We start from the raw sequence: 18,153 nt of genomic DNA on the forward strand, positions 1-18,153 counted from the left end.
AGGCGCTTTATGCCATAGGTGTGTCCTTTTTTTGCGTTTAAAGGCTACATAAGGAGGAACACAAACATTGAAGCCATCTAAGTTTCAAAAGAAGCAGATTGCTGCGGTTGGTCTTGCTGCTGCAACAGTCGCTGGTATCTATGGATACAATCATTTTGCAGTGGAGAATGCAGTAAAACCAACAAAGATTGTCGTAGCCGCAAAGGATATACCCGCTCATACAGAGATTAAAGAGGATATGCTAGTTGAACGCACATTACCTGGTGATTCCATTCCACCCAATGCATTACGCGTGAGTAAGAAAGAGGTCGTAGGAAAATGGACAAATGATGGGCAACCCATTACAGAAAATAGCTATCTCTTCAAAAATAAAGTGGTAAAGAAAGAAGAGTTACCAGACTCTGCAATATTAAACCTAAAAAATGAAGAAGTTGCTTTCCCATTACTCGTTGATCTTGAAACAAGTTCCGGGAATAGTATTATTCCTAACACATACGTGGACTTGTATTTCAAACAGGTTGTGAAAGAAGGAGACAATGAGAAGGTTGTATTCGGTGGTCTTTTCCAACGTGTACGTGTTACGGCAGCAAAAGATAGTAATACAGAAGATGCATTCGTGTTAGAAAAGAAAGAATCAAAAGAGGAACAAGAGGGAAAACAAAAACCGAAGGTCACTCGTTTGTATACATTAGCTGTTTCACCAGAACAACTCCAATACTTAAATCGTGCGAAAATGCTTGGAGATGTGATTCCTGTTGCAGTCGGACAAAAGGTAGAACAAACAGGGAAGGAATTACAACCAGCGGAAGGGTTCTCTCAAATATCTGATCAGAAGAACATTTTAGACTATGTAGAGAAACATTCAACCAATCCAATTTCTAAAAATGTAAAAGAATATGTTGCACAGTATCTGAACGAATCCAAATAAGAAAGGGGGTATTAAGATGGAGCGTCAAGTAAGAATAGTTGCCTTTTATGCGACAAACGAAAACGTAGGAAAGAGCACGTTAAGTATTGCGATGGCAAATGAGTTAGCTCATTTAGGGAAAAAGGTACTTTATGTAGAAGCAGACCAAGTAAGACCAAGCTTTGCAGTTGGAACAGGTCTTAGCCATGACAGCAAAAATATATTAGAGCTTGTAAGGAAAGAAAATGAATACAATCTCTTGCAGTACATTTGCACAAAGCAAGATTTACTAGAGAAAAAATTGAATCCAAAGCTGATACAAAAATTGCACGATAAGATGGATTTTCTAGTATTTCCATCAGGTTATAACCCAGCTCAATTCCCTGAGATTCAAAACAAAGAATTGTTTGTAACAACATTTATCGAATCACTTGTAGAGACAGAATACGATTACATCATTCTATCGGTACCAACTGAATTATCCGAGGTGCTGAGTTACCCAATCTTATACCAATCAGATCTTGTTGTTCATGTGCTAAATGGAAACCCTCGTGGTGCGTTAGCAATCAAGCAGGAATTAAAGCTGATAGAAGAAGCTAAGCTAACATTACCTCGTATGATTCATGTATTAAATATGGCGGATGAGAATTATGTAGAGGATATTGAAAAGCTTTCTTCTCAAAAAATTGCTGTGGCAATTTCGTATGATAGAGATCGTACGAATTATGAATGGGGGATGCAATTTGGTTCTCCACAAATTAATGAAAAGGTCCATCACATTATGGAAGCAGCTGGATTTGATATTCCATTCCAGCATACATCCTCTATGAAAAAGGGTTTCTTTGGTTTACGAAATTAAAAGGGGAGGCAAGTAGTATGTGGGGCTATTTACAGGAAAAACAAGTCGCCTTAAAGCGAAATCGAGTTGATTTATATCACTTCGGTTATATGATTCGTTCCAAATCGGCTAAAAGGTTAGGAACAACTACAGCTCAACAAATTAAAGATATAACCGATGAAATTCGTGCATTTTTAGTAAAAGAACATCGTGATATCTTAAGCGAATCTTTTATGAATAAAGAGAAGAGAGCAGCTGTAGAGCAAATCATCAAAAGCTTTTTATTAAGTAATCAAGTCGTCATTTCAGATGTACCTTCTGAACAATTACTGAATATGGTGTGTGACGATATTGTTGGATTTGGTATTATAGAGCCTTTGAAAAAAGATCCAGATGTAACCGATATTTATATAAATGGTACAAAAGAGATTATTTACGAAAGAATTGGGGAGGGAGAATGTACATTTCCTTACCGATTTGAAACGGAAGAAGAAGTGAAAGCCTTAGCCTACAAGATGGTAAACAGTACTTCAGAATCATTAAATACAGCAAAGCCATATGTAGATTGTGTATTTCCGTATATACGTATCAATATTGCGTTAGATGAGCTTGGTGGACTGGGTACAACGATAACAATTCGTAAGAATGCGGATCACCTTCGAGCCTCTGAAGAGCGGATGTTATATACAAATCAAGCATCGAGCGAGATGTTGGACTTTTTAGCCGCAGCCGTGAAAGCCAAAATGAATATTTTAGTGGCGGGAGCAACAGGTACAGGGAAGTCAGAGTTTATGAAATATCTTGCTTCTCATATTCCGAAAGGGAAGAAGAAAGAACGTACTCTCGTAGTAGAAGATAACCCTGAATTATATTTGCATCGTATCTTTCCAGAACATCATTTTGTTCCGATGCAGTGTAGGGCATCGGAAGTAGAAGAGAATGCAATTGATTTTGATAGATTGTTAACGAATGCATTACGTCAAGGGCCAAAGAGATTAATTGTAGGGGAATCAAGGGGGAAAGAAGCATTAAAAATGCTGAATTTCTTCCAAACAGGACACCCTGGCTTTACTTCAGTCCATGCAAGGAGTGCGAAAGAAGCAGTAAGACGTTTAATGCTCATGTGCCTGCAAAGTGGTGCGAACATTGACGCTAAGTATTTATATGAATTAATTTCACAGACGTTTGATGTGATTGTCTTTTTAGAAAAGAAAGATGATGGGAATCGCTATATTACAGAGATGATTGAATTATTGGATTATAAAGATGATATACAGTTCAATCAGCTTTCTCAATTTATTCCGACAGGTGAGGAATATGATGAAATGAATGAGAAAGTAGGAAAGATTCATGGAGATCATATCATTACAGCAAAAATGTCAGCTGAAATGGAGAAGAAATTCCGTTCTTCTACTGTAAATTCAGCTCTTTATGCACCATTCCTTGCACATAAGGAGGTGCAATATGCATAGTTTGTTAGCTTATGGATGTATATTCCTCATATTCATGAGTGTACTATTGTTAGTTTTGCTATTTACAAAATCTAAGGGTTCTGCCCTTTCCCAATTTGTACAAGAAAATGAGAAAAAAGAAAGACGCATAGAATTACGGAATATCAAAGGAATACGGATGTATCTTCCTCAATCCGTTATCCAGGAAGCCCACAAGTACGAGTGGAAACTGACGAAAAGTATGTACTGGGTATATACGGTACTTTCAGGGTTCAGTATTGCAGCAGTATTCTACTTTTCCTTTGGAAGAGATCCTTTAACACTGATTTCAGCATTATGTGGGTTTTTAGTTCCGAGATTTCTTCTCTATCGAAGAAAAAAGCGTTACTACTTGGTTGTCATAGACCGTCTATCTATCTATATGAAGGCTGTAGCGAATGCGCTTCAAATTAGTAACAACGCAAAACGGGTGCTAGTTCAGGTGAAACCGATGATGCATGACAGTATTCAAGAAGAAATAGAAAAAGTTTCTCTTTTATTAGAAGGTGGAACAACGATGCACCGTGCATTTAGGGGGTTTAATGAAACCTTTAATTTTAGAGAATTGATTTTCTTCCACGAAATGTTGGAAGTATGTAGCCGAGAAGGTGGAGCAAATTCAGTGCAAGTCTTACTAGATATTGCAGAAGATTTTGAAAAACAAAAGTTATATCTGGCAAGATTGCGTTCTAGTTTGTCGCAAGCGCAACGAGCTTTTGTACAGAACTGCTTAATTGTCATCGCCATGCCGATTGTTATTATGTTGATGTCAAAAGAGGCGTATGGATTTTTAGCAGGTTCTATGATGGGAAAAATTACATTAACAGTAAATATGTTTATTATATTTTTTCTAGCAACACGTGTAGAAAAAATTGCAAATTATAACCCGACGGAAAGGGGGGAATAAGATGGCTGCGTTTTTAGGTTTAGTCATATTTGTTGTCATGTACTGGGTATTCTCCACCTTTCTACAAAGTAAAAAAGACAGTGAGAGTGTACTTACCCATTATGTAGAAAATGCGAAGCGTATTGAAAAGAAGAATTTGAATCAAATGATGCTTGCTCCTTTTCAATCGTTATCACATAAGTATCTGACAGAAGAAAAGAAAGAGCAGATTCAGAAAAAATTAGAGGAAGCTGGCTTGGATACGAAACCAGAAGAATATTTAAAAATGAAGGTTGCGTATCCCGTCATTTTCACATCTGTTTTTTTAATTTGTACCGTGTTCCATGATTACTATTTATTTAAAGTAGGTGTTCTGATTTCACCACTGCTTTACTTCTATCCAGATTATCTATTAAAAAGAAAGATTAAACAGGCTGTAGAGGCAAGAAAGTTTGAGTTACCGGAGTATTTAATTCCATTGCTGCAGTTGTTAAAGACACATACAACACTAGAAGCAGTAAAAAAGGCACAGGTATATGCAGGGAGACATCTTAGTCCATATGTATCTACTCTTACAGCAGAATTAGAAATGTATGCGGGTTCGGATCAACCGTTTAGGAACTTCGCAGCAGCTTTAAATAGTCCAGAAGTAAATACCTTTACTATTGCGTTACAACAAGTGCAAAAAACGGACAAGGTACAAAGTCTTCGTATTATGGATGCACAAATCAAAATGATGCGTGAATTAAAACATGAGAACTACAACCGTCTGATTCAAGATAAACCAATGGAAATGAATAAATTTAATGTTGCGGTTATTGGTTGTATTGTTATTTATCCAATGGTCATTGTTATTCAATCCTTAGCACAAGGATTTGCAAGTATATAAAAAGACATTATCCCAAATTGAATAGGTAAAGGAGCAAAACACATGTTAGCGAAAATGAAGAATTGGTTAAAAAATGAAGACTCACAATTATCATCAGAAAACGGTATGCTAATCGCTTTAGCGGTAATTATTGTACTAGTCATTGGACCGTTTGTATGGAAAGCAATCCAAGGTGGTTATGAAACAATTCTATCTCGATTCACAAAAGCATCAAACAATGCAAATGTGGATTCTTGGAACAAGTAATAAAATTTTAAGTAGGTAAATTCTTATCCTAGTAGTTTCCTAAAATCGATATATAAAGGGGCAAAAATAAAATGTTAGTAAAAACGAAAAATTGGTTAAAAAACGAAGATTCACAGTTGTCATCAGAAAACGGTATGTTAATCGCGTTAGCGGTAATTATTGTACTAGTCATTGGACCATTTGTATGGAAGGCAATTCAAGGTGGTTATGACACGATTCTGGCACGATTCACAAAAGCATCAAGTAATGCAGATGTAGATTCTTGGAACAAGAAATAAGGGCTTGTACTAGATAAAATCTTAAATTAGTAAATCTCTAAATTTTAATATAAAGGAGAAAAATGAAATGTTAACGAAAATGAAAAGTTGGTTAAAAAATGAGGATTCACAGCTATCATCAGAAAACGGTATGTTAATCGCGTTAGCGGTAATTATTGTACTAGTCATTGGACCGTTTGTATGGAAAGCAATCCAAGGTGGTTATGACACAATTCTAGCTCGATTCACAAAAGCATCAAGCAATGCAGATGTAGATTCATGGAATAAAAAATAAGCTTTAAGGTTGTATATAAGGGGAGTCACGTATCATGTGGCTCCTTCTATAAAATAAAAATTAGGAGGTATTATGATGAAATTTAGTAAAGTAATGATTCCTACTTTAGCAACAATTGCTCTGGGTATGTCAGTAATGGGTACACCTGCAAGTGCAGCAACAACAGCTGAGACTAAATTAACACAAAGTATTACGGGTGGAGAACATAATGTCGCTGTTACTCCAGTCAGTAATTTTAACGCTGTAACACTAAGTGGAGAAACACAAGTGACAAATGCAAATCCTGGTGTGCTAACAGTCACAGATGCAACCGGTTCAGGAAATGGCTGGAGAATTAATGTAAAAGCAGATCAATTTAAGGTAAATGGTGATGCAAAATCAAATCGAACACTTCCAAAAGGATCTCTAGTTTTAAATAGTGGCGGTGCTGCTATTACGAAAATAGGCGGGACAAGTTCACCTAATCCGGAGTTTAAAACAGCTAACTTTATAATAGATACAGATAATCAGGTTACAATTTTAAGTGCGAAAAAAGATGAGGGTATGGGAAAGTATAACGTGAGTTTTAATGATAAGTCTATGGCGTTAACCTTAAATCCACATAGTACATATGTAGAGAATAAGGCTGGTGCTACTTCATATGAGTCGAAACTTACCTATTCCATTGTAACAGGCCCCTAATTAGAAATTATAGTGCAGAAGAGATACATATTATAGATATGCTTCTCTTCTGTATATAGAAAGAAGGTGCAATATGAAGAGTTTTGCTTATAAAATTTCTATTAGTATATTAGTAGGTATTGTGTTTACTTTGAGCTTATGCCTAAAACCTTTTCATCTTGTTTATGCTGAAGAAAAACAAGATAGTCTACCATTTGATGTAAACATTCATGTTCCAGATAATCAAATAGGCGATATCAAAAACTATTTTACTTTACAGGTGAATAAGAAACAGAACCAAACAGTGAAAATGGATGTACACAATAAAGCTAATACTTCAATCAAAGTGAATGTAAAAGTGGCCAATGCTCTCACCTCTACAAACGGAGGTATTATGTATGTGCCAAACCGTGAAGTTTCACAAAGTAAATTAATGGATACAGATTTTTATATGGATCAGTATGTGCAAGCTCCTTCCGCTGTTACTTTAGAGGGTAATCAAACGAAGACCATAGAGGTACAACTAACGACACCTAATCAAGATGGAGTATTTTTGGGCGGATTATTGTTTGAATTAGTACAAGATACAAAATCACAGGATCTTGAAAAAGATGGACTGAACTTCTCTGTACATAACCGTATCGAATATGCGGTAGCGATACAATTGAATGTAGTTAAGACTGAAAATTCTGTTAATAACTCATCTCTGAAGTTAAATGGCACAGCGATTGAATCATATCCAACACAACCGCAAGTACATGCACTTATTCAAAATACAAATGCAAATATAGTGAGGGATGTGGCAGTTTACTATGAAGTTTTATCTAAGGATAACGTTCTATTTCATGGGAATATCCCAGCGTTCAATGTTGCCCCGAAATCCAAGGTAGGATTGGCTATTCCATGGAAAGCGAAAGAATACAAAGATGGAAAGTATATGCTAAAAGTCACAATAAAAGAGAACGGTGTACCCAAAACATATACAGAAGAATTCCAGATAACTGCTTCTAATGTGACAGAGTACGCGGAACAAACTGGTGCAGTAAAGGTATTACCGACGTATTCTAATCAAACATATATGATAGTGGCTGGTGTTGTTATAGTAATCATTTCAATATTTGTATTTGTATGGTGGAGAAAGAAGCATGCAAAACAGCAAGAGGAAAAGAAAGCCTCTTAGAGAGCATAAAAAACGAAAGGAGGGGACAACGGTGAAATGGGGGAAGGTTTTCACTTCAATCATGCTTTTAAGTGCTTCATGCCTATTTCTTGATTCAAAAGATAATTCTATATTAGCTGATCAAGTAGAAAAACAGCAGAATGGTATTCCAACTCTCACTGCAAGTGGAAAAGAGAATGAGGTCAAATTGGAATGGGCAATTGATATCTTAGATCAAGATGTACTATGGAAAATTGATTTTAATAACCTTAAAGATGTCAATTTAATGAATGGTTGGGGAGAATTTTATGGGAATGGGAATCAAAGTTTACAATCAGAAGTCTTTTATCCAAATGGTGCAGATACCAGCGGATACAAAGTATTTGATACAAAATTAGGAGGGAATCGAGTCTTATATCCCTATACGGTTAAAACAGATTCTATCGCTGTTTTTAAGAGGTTAAACGTCCCTAATAATGCTTATATTTCCGCTACCTTTAAAGCAAAGTCACAAGGATTAGGAAAGATTAGCTTTTATGGTGATGGAAGTTGGGAAACGGGGAGAGAGTTTGATTACTACAACGCTATTATTTTAAAAGATGTGCCATCCGGTTCGAAAGAATTAGAGATTAGTAATATCTCTTTATTTCCGGAAAGAGAACCAGGCACCAACATACCAAAGGATAGAAAACATATAACTTCGGACATAAATAAAGATGTGTATCAAGATTCTCCGATGGTAGATAAAGTAATTCCTTATCAGGATGGTTCTGGACAGGGGAAGTTAATATTAAATAGTCCTATTATGACTCCAATGAAACAAGGTGACCGCTTAAAAACAAGAAAATGGGCAGCACCTATCCAATTACCAAATAATCGTACGGTCACAAAGGATGATTCTAATAAAGACATAAATGGATGGTCTACATTTAGTATGAATACCCAAGTTGCAAATAATCCTTTTTATATTACCGAGCAACGAGGCGTAACGTTTTATATGCTTGCGTATTCAGATGGGATTACATATGTGGATGAATTAAAAGTGGGATATGCATCAGAAGCAGAAGTATACCGAGCGAATCAGCAAATATATAAAGGTAGACTTTCTGACTATGTAGATAAAGAAGCAAGGGATCAGGCAGCACCAACAACACCTGAAGGTTTTCAAATAGAAAATAGAGAGCTAAAGGAAACAAAAGTAACATTTGATTCCGCGAAAGATGAAGGGAGTATCTATCATTATAAAATTCGTGGAGTTGGTAGGAATGGCGCTTCAGACTTTTCTAAGGAGGTTCCTGCTACTGTAACAAGTGGTGTGAAAGGGTATGAATATGTAGTAAATGACAAACCGGAAATATCACTCGATAAAGCAAATGGTGTTCAGTTTACAAATCAGACTAGTATTCAGTTTCCGACTGATTATGCGAAACCACAATATATACATATCCGAACAGTAGATAAAGCTGGGAATAAAAGTGCGACAAAGCATATTTCTACCACACAAAAAGGACAGGTAGACATGCTTACTGTACCAAAAAGTGTGGAATTCAGTCCGATCCAATTAAATGGAGAAAAACAAAATTCATTTGGTACCTTAGGAAAAATTATGATACATGATAGTCGGAATCAGGGGGATGGATGGAGATTGAATGTATCGATATCACCATTTTCAGAATCAACTATATCAAAGCAATTGCCAAGTGGTTCACTATACTTAAATAATCAGGTGAGTGTAACAAAAGTAAAAGGTCCAGGAACAGGGAAGCCATCTGTACATATTCCGAATACGCCTATTGATAATGGGGCAGCACACACCATTATCCAGGCTACAAAAGATGTAGCAATTGGAGAATATCAAATTGATTTTGGTCAACATTCATTCCAACTTCAGCTAGATCCAGGGACAACCTATGTAGGGAAGAATAGGCAAGCAACTTATACTTCTACGGTCACATGGTCTTTAGTAAGTGGACCTTAAAAAATCCATCTAAACAAGAATGAAATAAGGAGAGAAAAATATGGGTATATATGTAATAGGAATATTGATAGGGTATATGATCCTGAATGTATTTACTGATTTGAAGTATAGAAAAACGAAAAATATGTGGCATTTACTATTCTTAATTGTGGGTATAGGAATCACGTATTTTGCTGGAATAAGAACAGGGAAAGAGATTGCGATTGTACTAGTCATGACCTTAGCATGTGGTTTATTGTTAGAGACGTTTAAATTTTCTTCACCTGGTGATACGAAAATGCTTGTGGTGGTAGCTTTATATGTTAGCAATGTAGTAGAAGAATCGGCTATGCTTACCGCAATTACATTAACAGCTTTCCACTTACTATTCTTTTGGATTGCTAGTGTGTATCGATTAATTAAGATTTTAGGGTTTGTGGGAGCTATTAAAGACCAATTAGAGCATGCTGCCTCTATATTTGGTGCGAAACTACCAAAGAAAGAAATACAGCTAATACAGAGTTTTCCAGGGGCTTGTTCTATTTTATTAGGAGCACTTGTTTATGTTGCTTTCACTATATATCAAAACGGAGGTATCTTGGCTTGAACAGTAGAATCATTCATCAAAGAGAAACATATATTTACTTCACTATATTTGCGCTTGTAGGAGTTTTAATTTTGAACATGTTCATTAATATGGTGTTTGTACTAGCGTACCCGTTACTTATCGGATTAATTGCACAGGTTGTCTTGTTGCAGAAGGTGAAAAAGCCATTTTATCAAAGCGGAAAAGAATTAACGGAACAGCTAAAACTAAAAAATATATTTCTAGTAGAATCAAATGTTTTAGGAGATGAAGAAGGAACGGTGTATGAGGTGCATCAAATGCCTTTTGCATTCTCAAATGGATTAATTAATAAAGAGAAGGGGTATAAAGTAGTAAAACAAGAATATGAAAGAAAGGTAAAAGAAGATTTAACGAAAATTGCAAAATGGCAAGTTACAACAAAAGCTAGGCTAGTTACTACTACACATTTTCGCTTGTATGTGATTTGGCAGAAAAATAGTACAGGCTATCAGCTGAAAAAGTTAGAAGATTGTATTGATCCATATGCAAAAATGAACCTTATTCAATGGATGATTGCCTCTTTTTGTACAACTGGTCGTATCAAGTATGACAAACAGCCTAAAGATTGGTCTAGTTATGAATGGTTAGCATTAAAATAATGTAAGAGACTTAGGTCTCTTTTTCTTGTTATGGTAAATAAACTATTAAACAGTGTTTTAATTTAATATAATAATATTTAAATTGAAAGGAGGTTTAAAAGTGAATCTATCAAACTTTAAAAAAGAATATAAAATAAATTTTTTATTTTGGGGTATACCAATGTTTTTCTTTATGAACCTAATATTTTACAAAGATATTATCAAATATGTTCAAAATAAAGAGTGGTTCAACCTGATTTCAGATGTTTTTATTTCCCTATTAATAGTAATAGTGGGAACGATACTATATACAGTTTTATATTTAGTGATTTCAAAACCAAAAAAATAAATAAATTTTTTTGAGAAAGAAACAAAAAAGAGGGTCATTTTATTGTCCCTCTTTTTTAAAATGACGAATGAGATACGACTCAATATCTCGTGTAGGATACTTTTATTACACAGCATTTGAAAAAAATGCAAAAGAAATGAGCGGAATATCTTGATGAAACATAAAATTGTTGAAATTCTGGTATGAATTCATTAATATAAAATTATAGTTATTGTTTAATTGATTCCGTTTATTCCCACACCTTATGTGTTGTGGTTGAGTTGTAGAAGCAAGTTGCGTCTTGTTTCAATTGTGAAAGGGCTTCTTTGAGCCGATTAGTGTATATATAGCTTATTTTGCTATGCACATTATTAATCGACTTGAAGAAGCCCTTTTTGTGTTGTTTTCAAGTCTGTTGAATTTATAGGAGCCATTATCATATCGGGCAAAAATTATTATTTATGGGGGATTTTATTGTGAAAATGAGTTATGAAGTATCCATATTTTGTTCTGCACATCCAAATGACTTTATACCGAGTTTGCGTGCATTACGAATGAGAGTTACAAAAGAAGGAGCGTTTTGGGAACGAGATTGTTATCAGTTTTCTATTAAACCATCAAATTTGTCGCAACAAGAGGCAAAACAAGCAGGGGAAATCTATTTGTATCATGTCTATTTTAATGGATGTATACGAGATTTCCTTTTTTTATTGGAAAAGTGCTTTAGTGGGACGAGTTTTCGTTTTACAGCCATCCGTGGATTTTTAGAGGTAGAGGGATATTTGCTCAAGCAATGGAAACCGATTCTGCATAGCCATCATGTAAAGTCTTCAGATGTAGATTGTATTTTTAAGAAAGATGATCTTACAATGCTTGTTCATCATCATGGATGTTTAGAAGTGGTTAAGCGTGCGGAGAAAGGCGAACAATTAAAAAAAGTAAACTTTCTAAAGGTAGATAGCTGGTTACAATCACTTAATCCAACAAAAGAGGATTTATTCTCTTTAACAGGTGTAAGTGTATCGTAATGAATGATTTACAAAACCATATGGAAGTATGCAGACAGAGGGAATGACAGAAATCCGTAGTGAAAAATTACTATGAATTTCTGTCTTTTTATTTTATTGAGGAGGATTAGAGTATGAATTTATTTGAAATGTTTGATTTAGAGGTAGGAGAAAACGTAATGGTACAAGATGTGAGAACAGATAAACAAGTTCGCAATCGATACAGTTATGATGTCGGTGAGAAATTAGTTGGAGCTAAGAAAGAGTTACGAGCCTTAAAAGAATCATTTTTAGTATCTTTTTCCTTAGAAATTTTAGCAGCAATTGAAAAAGAATCTGCAACAGAGGCGCTAAATGCATTAGATCGAAATACACTGATATCATTTTCTTTTGAACAAGAAAAAGAAAATGATATCCCGCCACATGTTGCAAAGTTAAAGCAACTACTGGTAGGTAGGATAAATAAGAAGCCAATTGTAGATACACCGACTGCAAGGAAATTGTATGTTCAAGCATGTAGAAGAATATGGAATGATATACAGTCAGTACATACCTCAGAACAATGGGTAGATCTTGTTGTTTCTTATGGTATGGAAATGAGCAACAGTTGGTCTGCATTTAGAAAAAATAAGAGTGTTTCATACACATTTAAAAGAATGGTGGAAGAATATTTTGATGAATTTGTTGATGCAGATGGTATGGAGTTATTAATATTAGGAAAGAAATTCATATCACTTTGTACAAATTCTAAAAGTATTAATTCTACGTATCATCGTGTATCAGATGAACTAACATGGAATGATTTACTTACGAAAAAGGTTACGACTCGTAAGAAATCCGCAGTTGCTTGGAGTAGGAAACTGCCAGATACCCTGCAAAGAAAAGGACCAGGAGTAGAACTTGCTACCAAACCTGAAGATGTAGTTGCTATGTTTGGGTTAAAAGGAATGCAATTTGGGCATTATTGCACCGAACAATATGCAAAAGAGCATATTGGGCATGTATCTGAAGCGTTACATGATTTAGCTCGTATATTGGGGATTCCACCTGAATATATAGGGCTAGGAGGACGCTTAGGACTTGCGATTGGTGCGAGAGGAAGCGGCAATGCATTAGCACATTATGAACCTTCTACCAATGTAATTAATTTAACTCGTGATAATGGAGTCGGAGCATTGTGTCATGAATGGAGCCATGCATTGGATCATTTCTTGTATGATTGTAGTCATGATTTTCAAAACGGTAGCTTTGCTTTCCTATCAAGTGGGAAGAGTGTCGGGAATATCTTGCCTGCTATTATCAAGGAAAGGATGCGAGCTGTGCTAGATGCTTGTAAACAAGGAAAAGTGGCCAGAGTAATAAACGTGGAAAATGCCTACAATAGAAAGTGGTATTTCTATGGTGGTGTTATCGATAGTTATGATGTATTTAAAGGCAATGTTTCAAATATTTTAGAATCACATCATGCAAGTTTGTACAGGAAACTTGATACTTTGTTAGGAGCAGCAAAAACGCGTATGGAACGTAAAACTGAAAAGGAATTTGAGCGAACTGCACAAATGCTAGCTGCTTTTCATTATAAAAAAACAGGGGAAAAACTTGATGAAATATCTTTTCAAGCAAAAGGGTCTGTATACTTTGATACAGCAATTAAGTTAGATAAGAAGAGAACAAAAAAATATTGGTCTACAAATCATGAGATGTTTGCTAGAGCATTTGAAGCATATGTAGAATCGGCTTTGTTAGATCAAGAACATAGAAGCGATTATTTAGTTTGTGATACACATTCTTTTGTATATCCATTAGGTGAGCAAAGAGAATATCTAAATAGAAGTATAAAGAGTTTAATGGAAGTGGCAGTTCCATATATAATAAACAGTATACAAGGAGTGGGAAATAATGAATTATAACATACAAAAAGGACAGTTTCGTTTAACGACTGCTCATCCAAGAGGAAGTTGGTGGGAATTTTATCGTGTTCCATGCCCGATTTGTAATGGGATTGGAAACTGTATGCTGCACATTTCGCAGGAGAAAGTAGCATGTACCCGTGTAGAAAGCAAATGGGTATACGGTAAAAATTCAAGTAATCCAAGTTATATCCATTATCTAAATGGTAAGAAACAGTATCAATTACCAGATGTAGATGTGGTAAAGGGGCATAGTAAGCGTAGTAATGAAGAATTAGATATATTTAATCGTAATTTAATTGAATTCATACCATTAGAGGAGAACCATCATACACATTTACTTCAAGATAGAAAAATGACTGAAGAACATGTACAAGTACGTCAATATCGTTCTTTCTTAAAGCAACAAATTGTGTTAGAAGATGATAATACGTATACAAGTATTTGGGAGAAATTATTTAAACAAATAGGGAAAAAAGATTGTTGGCAGGGAATACCCGGCTTTTATGAAATGAAGAAAGGGCAACTTTCTCTTCGTTTAATGGCAGGTTTTCCAGGGATTATGATTCCGTTCAGAAACCAATATAATCAAATTGTTGGTTGGCAAGTTCGTGTTGATGAAGTAAAGAACACTGTTCATGTGAAATCTGGACCTACAGGTATACAAGCCGAACTAGTCCAACAGCCTAATGCTGTGAAAATAACGAAAAACGGTGATTGTATCTATGAAGGAAAACTAGAGATAGGAAAAAATAAAGAGTTAATAATCAGCGGGGAAAAAGTTGTTGTAAAGATACATAAAGGTCAAAAATACTTATGGATCTCTTCAGCAAACAAAAATCAAGGGACTGGCGCAGGGGGGAGTGAAAATCCACTTCCTGTACATGTAGCGGTACCAAGCTCACATTTGAAACATTGGAAATCTGGTATGCTACATCAAACAAAATCAGTGATGATTACAGAGGGACCGATGAAGGCGGATTTGATTGCTGATTTAATTCCTCAAAGGTTAAATAAAGAAGAAATATCTAACGTAGGGACAACAGTTCTTGCGATTCCAGGTGTAAATGCATGGCGGATTGCTATGCCTGTATTAAAAGACATGGGTGTAGAGAATGTGTACTTAGCATTTGACGCAGATTTAGTAGAGAACGAGAAAGTAAGAGTGGCCTTAATTGCTTTTGCGACAGAATTAAAGAAAGAGGGCTATAATGTGACGATTGCTGCATGGAATCCAGCACAAGGAAAAGGTTTGGATGATGCTATGCAAGCATTTTTTAAGCCAGTTTTCCGCACAATATAATAAATCGTAAAATTTCAGCTAGGGGATTTTATATAAAAGAAAGGTGTGTATTAAGTACATGAATCTTATGCAACAATTAATGGACGTAGACAAAAAAGCTAGGGAACAAGAAAGAATAGAACTAATTCATAGATTTTATAATGAAGGGGTTTCTATTACGACGATTGCAAATGCGACAAATATGTGCAAAGAGGATATTTCATATATATTAAACAGCTAGTAGCCATATTTGGTGAGGTAAATAGAAGGGAAAAAAGATAGAATTGTAATTCTATCTTTTTTTATGCCTTTAAATAAAAATTTTTAAAAGTAGAAGGGTAGAGGGAAAATATGAGTGTATATGTAAAAAAGAATCTAGTAAATTTACGAATTGACTTTGCTTTTAAGCGTCTATTTGGAGTAGAAGGAAACGAAGACATATTAATTGGTTTTCTAAATGCGGTATTACAATCATCTATCGATGAAGAAATCACTTCTTTACATTTCGATGATCCGCATCTTCCAAGAGAGCGAAAAGACGATAAATTGTCTATTTTAGATTTGCGAGCTACGCTAAATAATGGTATAAAAATTAATATAGAGATTCAAGTTCGAGACAAAAAAGATATGATAGAGCGCTCTTTGTTCTACTGGTCAGGTATGTATTATTCTCAAATGACTCAAGGAATGAAGTACACGGAATTAAGACCAACAATTTGTATTAATATAGTAGATTTCATTCTGTTTCCAGAAGAAAAAGACTTTCATAATGTTAATACGGTGATGAACAGAAAATCCAAGCGTATCATTACCGAAAATATGCAGTTGCACTTTCTTGAAATTCCGAAAGTAATTCAAGAATGGAAAGAAGAACGAGTGGATCCATGGGAGGATATACTAGCACGTTGGCTATTATTATTTCCTGCATATGAAAATGAGAAATTAACAACAATCCTGGAGGGAATCGCAATGGAAAAAGATCCAGTTTTGAAAAAGGCAATAGAGGATTGGGAGCGTCTAAGTAGCGATAAGGATTTTTTACGCTTATATGAGGCTAGAGAAAAAGAAATTAAAGATAGAATTTCAGAAATAGAAACAGCAGAAGAAAAAGGTGCAAAAGAAGCCAAAATACAGCTAATTCAAAACATGATTAAAGTAGGGTTACCTATAGAGAAGGTTGCAGAAGCTGCTGAATTAAGTATTGAAGAGGTTACTGTGATTTTAAAAAGTAAATAACTAATGAAATAAAAACAGATAATTACGTTTATATCGTAATTATCTGTTTTTTTCTTATAATACTATTAGTAGATGAAGATTATAATTTTGTAAAGTGACAATAAAGTTATTTAATTTTAAAACCTCAAACCAGCATAACCCCGTTCGAGTAAGGGCGGGGTTAAAAATATAGTTGTTTAATTTTTGATGTAAGATACTTCACTACACTAAAAAATATAACAATAAAGTCGTTTGAAAATCTAAGTTTTATTCAACAATCGCGCCCGATTGTTGAAGATGCTTATTGAAGAAAAGCGCCCGTTTGTTTAAGTGTAATTGTTCACAAAGCATTAAAGGAATGCTATGTCCGTTGTTGAAGAAAGAAAACACCTCTGTCATTTTTCTTCAGGGTAATAGCCATATGTATTCTTCCGTTCATCATGACGGGTAATTGAGAATCCATTGATAGTCTAAAAAGTTTCTAGCAGTAATAAAGTCCCCTTCTAAAAGACTATGTAGCAATAGACTATTCATATGTCCAAAATGATTATTTAAAGCATTAATAAAAAGTAATAATAAGCCCTTGATATAATTACCATTATAGAATTGACCTAACCCTGTAAATAACCAAGTAAATGCTACAGCAATGATTTTCACTACGGAGCTCCTTAATAATATTCATGATTAGTATTTCTATAAAAGGAAATCCGATTCAAACACGTAGTACRTTTATGCGTTTCTATACTTTACAGGCGAAATGCAAGTCAAGCGGATCGGAAATGAATTGAGCCTTGGTKTGTTTTTGCTAAAATTTTTAATTGATATGCGGCTTCCAATGTTTTATGCTAATTATGCTCTTTATTGCAAATATTTCACATAAAAGGACGGGTCAACTTGAGAAAATCGAMAAAGCTAATCATTGCCGGAGTTGTAGCAGCAGTACTATTGCCCTTGGTTTATCTTCAATTAGAGACAGGAGCTGTAACAAAGAAAGYAAGCAATGTCATCTATGACAGCAAATATGGTAAGTGCGGGTTTCTTGACAAGGAATGGGACCAGTTGGAAGAAGCTGGGATCACAAACGCCAGCATAGATGAAATGGTTGCAAATGCTTCGAGTCCTGGGGTTGTGTGTGACGACCTGGAAGACATGCTGTATGACATTCAAAATCCAAAGTTAACGGAAGAAGAGGAAGTCGCTAAAGAAAAAAAATCTGCTAAGTTGGAGGAGGCAGCAAACCAGGCGATTGAGGAAGACAATAGGAGAATCGAAAAAGCAAGAACCTTCATAGATACTGGCCTTAAAGCCATGATTGACCCCGTGTTGGTCGATGATTTCAATATGAAGTATAGGGTTGAGGCGGATGAACATTATGCAGGGATGATTAATGTGTTTGTAGATGCCGAGCAAGAAAGCAAGCAGGGAAAAAAATTGCGAAAAGCCTTTATTCAGAAATTTGGTGACGGAGATGCGGATGCCAATTATCAAATTTTGATTTTAACTGAAGACGAAAGTGTTATTGCAAGGGTTTCATTACCTGAATTATAAAAGGAAGGGGCAGTCTGTTGCCCTTCCTTTTTGTTATTGTCTTTTTAATTGAATTTAAACTAACCTGCCCCGT

Annotated in this window: 21 protein-coding genes; 20 read left to right on the forward strand and 1 reads right to left on the reverse strand. The window is 35.2% G+C overall.

The annotated features are described in order from the left end of the window. Window positions 1-67 precede the first annotated feature (67 nt). The 19 genes from cpaB to AC1DKZ_RS17085 all read left to right on the forward strand — a co-directional run bounded on the left by cpaB (window position 68) and on the right by AC1DKZ_RS17085 (window position 16,553). On the forward strand, window positions 68-928 hold the full coding sequence (gene cpaB / locus AC1DKZ_RS16995; protein WP_002139727.1) for a Flp pilus assembly protein CpaB: 861 nt from the start codon (window positions 68-70) through the stop codon (window positions 926-928). 16 nt (window positions 929-944) lie between these two features. Beyond that, window positions 945-1,766 carry an AAA family ATPase gene (locus tag AC1DKZ_RS17000; protein WP_476996702.1) on the forward strand — a complete coding sequence of 274 codons (822 nt, stop codon included), beginning with the start codon at window positions 945-947 and terminating at the stop codon, window positions 1,764-1,766. A gap of 17 nt (window positions 1,767-1,783) precedes the next feature. Beyond that, entirely contained in the window at window positions 1,784-3,217 is a 1,434-nt protein-coding gene (locus AC1DKZ_RS17005; protein WP_476996703.1) for a CpaF family protein, read from the forward strand. Next, complete coding sequence (locus AC1DKZ_RS17010) at window positions 3,210-4,142, forward strand: type II secretion system F family protein (protein WP_476996704.1); 933 nt, start codon at window positions 3,210-3,212, stop codon at window positions 4,140-4,142. The genes AC1DKZ_RS17005 and AC1DKZ_RS17010 overlap by 8 nt, the downstream gene beginning before the upstream one ends. 1 nt (window position 4,143) lies before the next feature. Next, complete coding sequence (locus tag AC1DKZ_RS17015; protein WP_476996705.1) at window positions 4,144-5,010, forward strand: hypothetical protein; 867 nt, start codon at window positions 4,144-4,146, stop codon at window positions 5,008-5,010. Window positions 5,011-5,052: 42 nt separating this feature from the next. Further along, on the forward strand, window positions 5,053-5,256 hold the full coding sequence (locus tag AC1DKZ_RS17020; protein WP_002139722.1) for a hypothetical protein: 204 nt from the start codon (window positions 5,053-5,055) through the stop codon (window positions 5,254-5,256). Between the two features lie 71 nt (window positions 5,257-5,327). After that, entirely contained in the window at window positions 5,328-5,534 is a 207-nt protein-coding gene (locus AC1DKZ_RS17025; protein ID WP_002069494.1) for a hypothetical protein, read from the forward strand. Between the two features lie 67 nt (window positions 5,535-5,601). Then, on the forward strand, window positions 5,602-5,808 hold the full coding sequence (locus tag AC1DKZ_RS17030) for a hypothetical protein (protein WP_002069495.1): 207 nt from the start codon (window positions 5,602-5,604) through the stop codon (window positions 5,806-5,808). 75 nt (window positions 5,809-5,883) lie between these two features. Continuing rightward, the gene (locus AC1DKZ_RS17035; protein WP_002139720.1) at window positions 5,884-6,489 is read left to right on the forward strand and encodes a WxL domain-containing protein; all 606 of its coding nucleotides are present in this window, start codon (window positions 5,884-5,886) and stop codon (window positions 6,487-6,489) included. Between the two features lie 73 nt (window positions 6,490-6,562). Beyond that, window positions 6,563-7,648, forward strand: a complete 1,086-nt coding sequence (locus AC1DKZ_RS17040) for a DUF916 domain-containing protein (protein ID WP_476996706.1) — start codon at window positions 6,563-6,565, stop codon at window positions 7,646-7,648. A gap of 31 nt (window positions 7,649-7,679) precedes the next feature. Continuing rightward, window positions 7,680-9,605, forward strand: coding sequence for a WxL domain-containing protein (locus AC1DKZ_RS17045; protein WP_476996707.1), 1,926 nt, complete (start codon window positions 7,680-7,682; stop codon window positions 9,603-9,605). A 40-nt stretch (window positions 9,606-9,645) separates the two neighbouring features. Next, window positions 9,646-10,191, forward strand: a complete 546-nt coding sequence (locus AC1DKZ_RS17050) for a hypothetical protein (RefSeq protein ID WP_137057555.1) — start codon at window positions 9,646-9,648, stop codon at window positions 10,189-10,191. After that, on the forward strand, window positions 10,188-10,811 hold the full coding sequence (locus AC1DKZ_RS17055) for a hypothetical protein (protein WP_137057554.1): 624 nt from the start codon (window positions 10,188-10,190) through the stop codon (window positions 10,809-10,811). The genes AC1DKZ_RS17050 and AC1DKZ_RS17055 overlap by 4 nt, the downstream gene beginning before the upstream one ends. Before the next feature lie 100 nt (window positions 10,812-10,911). Continuing rightward, on the forward strand, window positions 10,912-11,139 hold the full coding sequence (locus AC1DKZ_RS17060; protein WP_002139707.1) for a hypothetical protein: 228 nt from the start codon (window positions 10,912-10,914) through the stop codon (window positions 11,137-11,139). A 455-nt stretch (window positions 11,140-11,594) separates the two neighbouring features. Beyond that, window positions 11,595-12,146: a hypothetical protein gene (locus AC1DKZ_RS17065; RefSeq protein ID WP_002139706.1), complete on the forward strand. Its 552-nt coding sequence runs from the start codon at window positions 11,595-11,597 to the stop codon at window positions 12,144-12,146. Window positions 12,147-12,259: 113 nt separating this feature from the next. After that, window positions 12,260-14,035, forward strand: coding sequence for an LPD1 domain-containing protein (locus AC1DKZ_RS17070; RefSeq protein ID WP_476996708.1), 1,776 nt, complete (start codon window positions 12,260-12,262; stop codon window positions 14,033-14,035). Next, window positions 14,025-15,338 (forward strand): DUF3854 domain-containing protein, encoded by a 1,314-nt coding sequence (locus AC1DKZ_RS17075; protein WP_476996709.1) that lies wholly within the window; start codon window positions 14,025-14,027, stop codon window positions 15,336-15,338. Before AC1DKZ_RS17070 ends, AC1DKZ_RS17075 begins: the two co-directional genes overlap by 11 nt. Window positions 15,339-15,396: 58 nt before the next feature. Next, window positions 15,397-15,558, forward strand: a complete 162-nt coding sequence (locus tag AC1DKZ_RS17080) for a hypothetical protein (RefSeq protein WP_476996710.1) — start codon at window positions 15,397-15,399, stop codon at window positions 15,556-15,558. Window positions 15,559-15,668: 110 nt separating this feature from the next. Further along, on the forward strand, window positions 15,669-16,553 hold the full coding sequence (locus AC1DKZ_RS17085) for an Rpn family recombination-promoting nuclease/putative transposase (protein WP_476996711.1): 885 nt from the start codon (window positions 15,669-15,671) through the stop codon (window positions 16,551-16,553). A gap of 417 nt (window positions 16,554-16,970) precedes the next feature. Here the strand turns inward: AC1DKZ_RS17085 and AC1DKZ_RS17090 are convergent, their stop codons facing one another. Then, window positions 16,971-17,189, reverse strand: a complete 219-nt coding sequence (locus tag AC1DKZ_RS17090; RefSeq protein ID WP_000691036.1) for a hypothetical protein — start codon at window positions 17,187-17,189, stop codon at window positions 16,971-16,973. Window positions 17,190-17,426: 237 nt separating this feature from the next. On the opposite strand from AC1DKZ_RS17090, the gene AC1DKZ_RS17095 reads away from it, so the two are divergent. Further along, complete coding sequence (locus tag AC1DKZ_RS17095) at window positions 17,427-18,080, forward strand: hypothetical protein (RefSeq protein ID WP_476996712.1); 654 nt, start codon at window positions 17,427-17,429, stop codon at window positions 18,078-18,080. The last annotated feature ends 73 nt before the right edge of the window (window positions 18,081-18,153 follow it).

It is taken from the genome of Bacillus sp. 05T21 (genome assembly GCF_056396785.1).

What these genes read in the sequence shown, in the direction of transcription:
- AC1DKZ_RS17025 (WP_002069494.1), top strand. Translation starts at nt 5,328, where the DNA reads ATGTTAGTAAAAACGAAAAATTGGTTAAAAAACGAAGATTCACAGTTG.
- AC1DKZ_RS17010 (WP_476996704.1), top strand. Translation starts at nt 3,210, where the DNA reads ATGCATAGTTTGTTAGCTTATGGATGTATATTCCTCATATTCATGAGT.
- AC1DKZ_RS17005 (WP_476996703.1), top strand. Translation starts at nt 1,784, where the DNA reads ATGTGGGGCTATTTACAGGAAAAACAAGTCGCCTTAAAGCGAAATCGA.
- AC1DKZ_RS17070 (WP_476996708.1), top strand. Translation starts at nt 12,260, where the DNA reads ATGAATTTATTTGAAATGTTTGATTTAGAGGTAGGAGAAAACGTAATG.
- AC1DKZ_RS17040 (WP_476996706.1), top strand. Translation starts at nt 6,563, where the DNA reads ATGAAGAGTTTTGCTTATAAAATTTCTATTAGTATATTAGTAGGTATT.
- AC1DKZ_RS17030 (WP_002069495.1), top strand. Translation starts at nt 5,602, where the DNA reads ATGTTAACGAAAATGAAAAGTTGGTTAAAAAATGAGGATTCACAGCTA.
- AC1DKZ_RS17020 (WP_002139722.1), top strand. Translation starts at nt 5,053, where the DNA reads ATGTTAGCGAAAATGAAGAATTGGTTAAAAAATGAAGACTCACAATTA.
- AC1DKZ_RS17085 (WP_476996711.1), top strand. Translation starts at nt 15,669, where the DNA reads ATGAGTGTATATGTAAAAAAGAATCTAGTAAATTTACGAATTGACTTT.
- AC1DKZ_RS17080 (WP_476996710.1), top strand. Translation starts at nt 15,397, where the DNA reads ATGAATCTTATGCAACAATTAATGGACGTAGACAAAAAAGCTAGGGAA.
- AC1DKZ_RS17015 (WP_476996705.1), top strand. Translation starts at nt 4,144, where the DNA reads ATGGCTGCGTTTTTAGGTTTAGTCATATTTGTTGTCATGTACTGGGTA.
- AC1DKZ_RS17000 (WP_476996702.1), top strand. Translation starts at nt 945, where the DNA reads ATGGAGCGTCAAGTAAGAATAGTTGCCTTTTATGCGACAAACGAAAAC.
- AC1DKZ_RS17035 (WP_002139720.1), top strand. Translation starts at nt 5,884, where the DNA reads ATGAAATTTAGTAAAGTAATGATTCCTACTTTAGCAACAATTGCTCTG.
- AC1DKZ_RS17075 (WP_476996709.1), top strand. Translation starts at nt 14,025, where the DNA reads ATGAATTATAACATACAAAAAGGACAGTTTCGTTTAACGACTGCTCAT.
- AC1DKZ_RS17050 (WP_137057555.1), top strand. Translation starts at nt 9,646, where the DNA reads ATGGGTATATATGTAATAGGAATATTGATAGGGTATATGATCCTGAAT.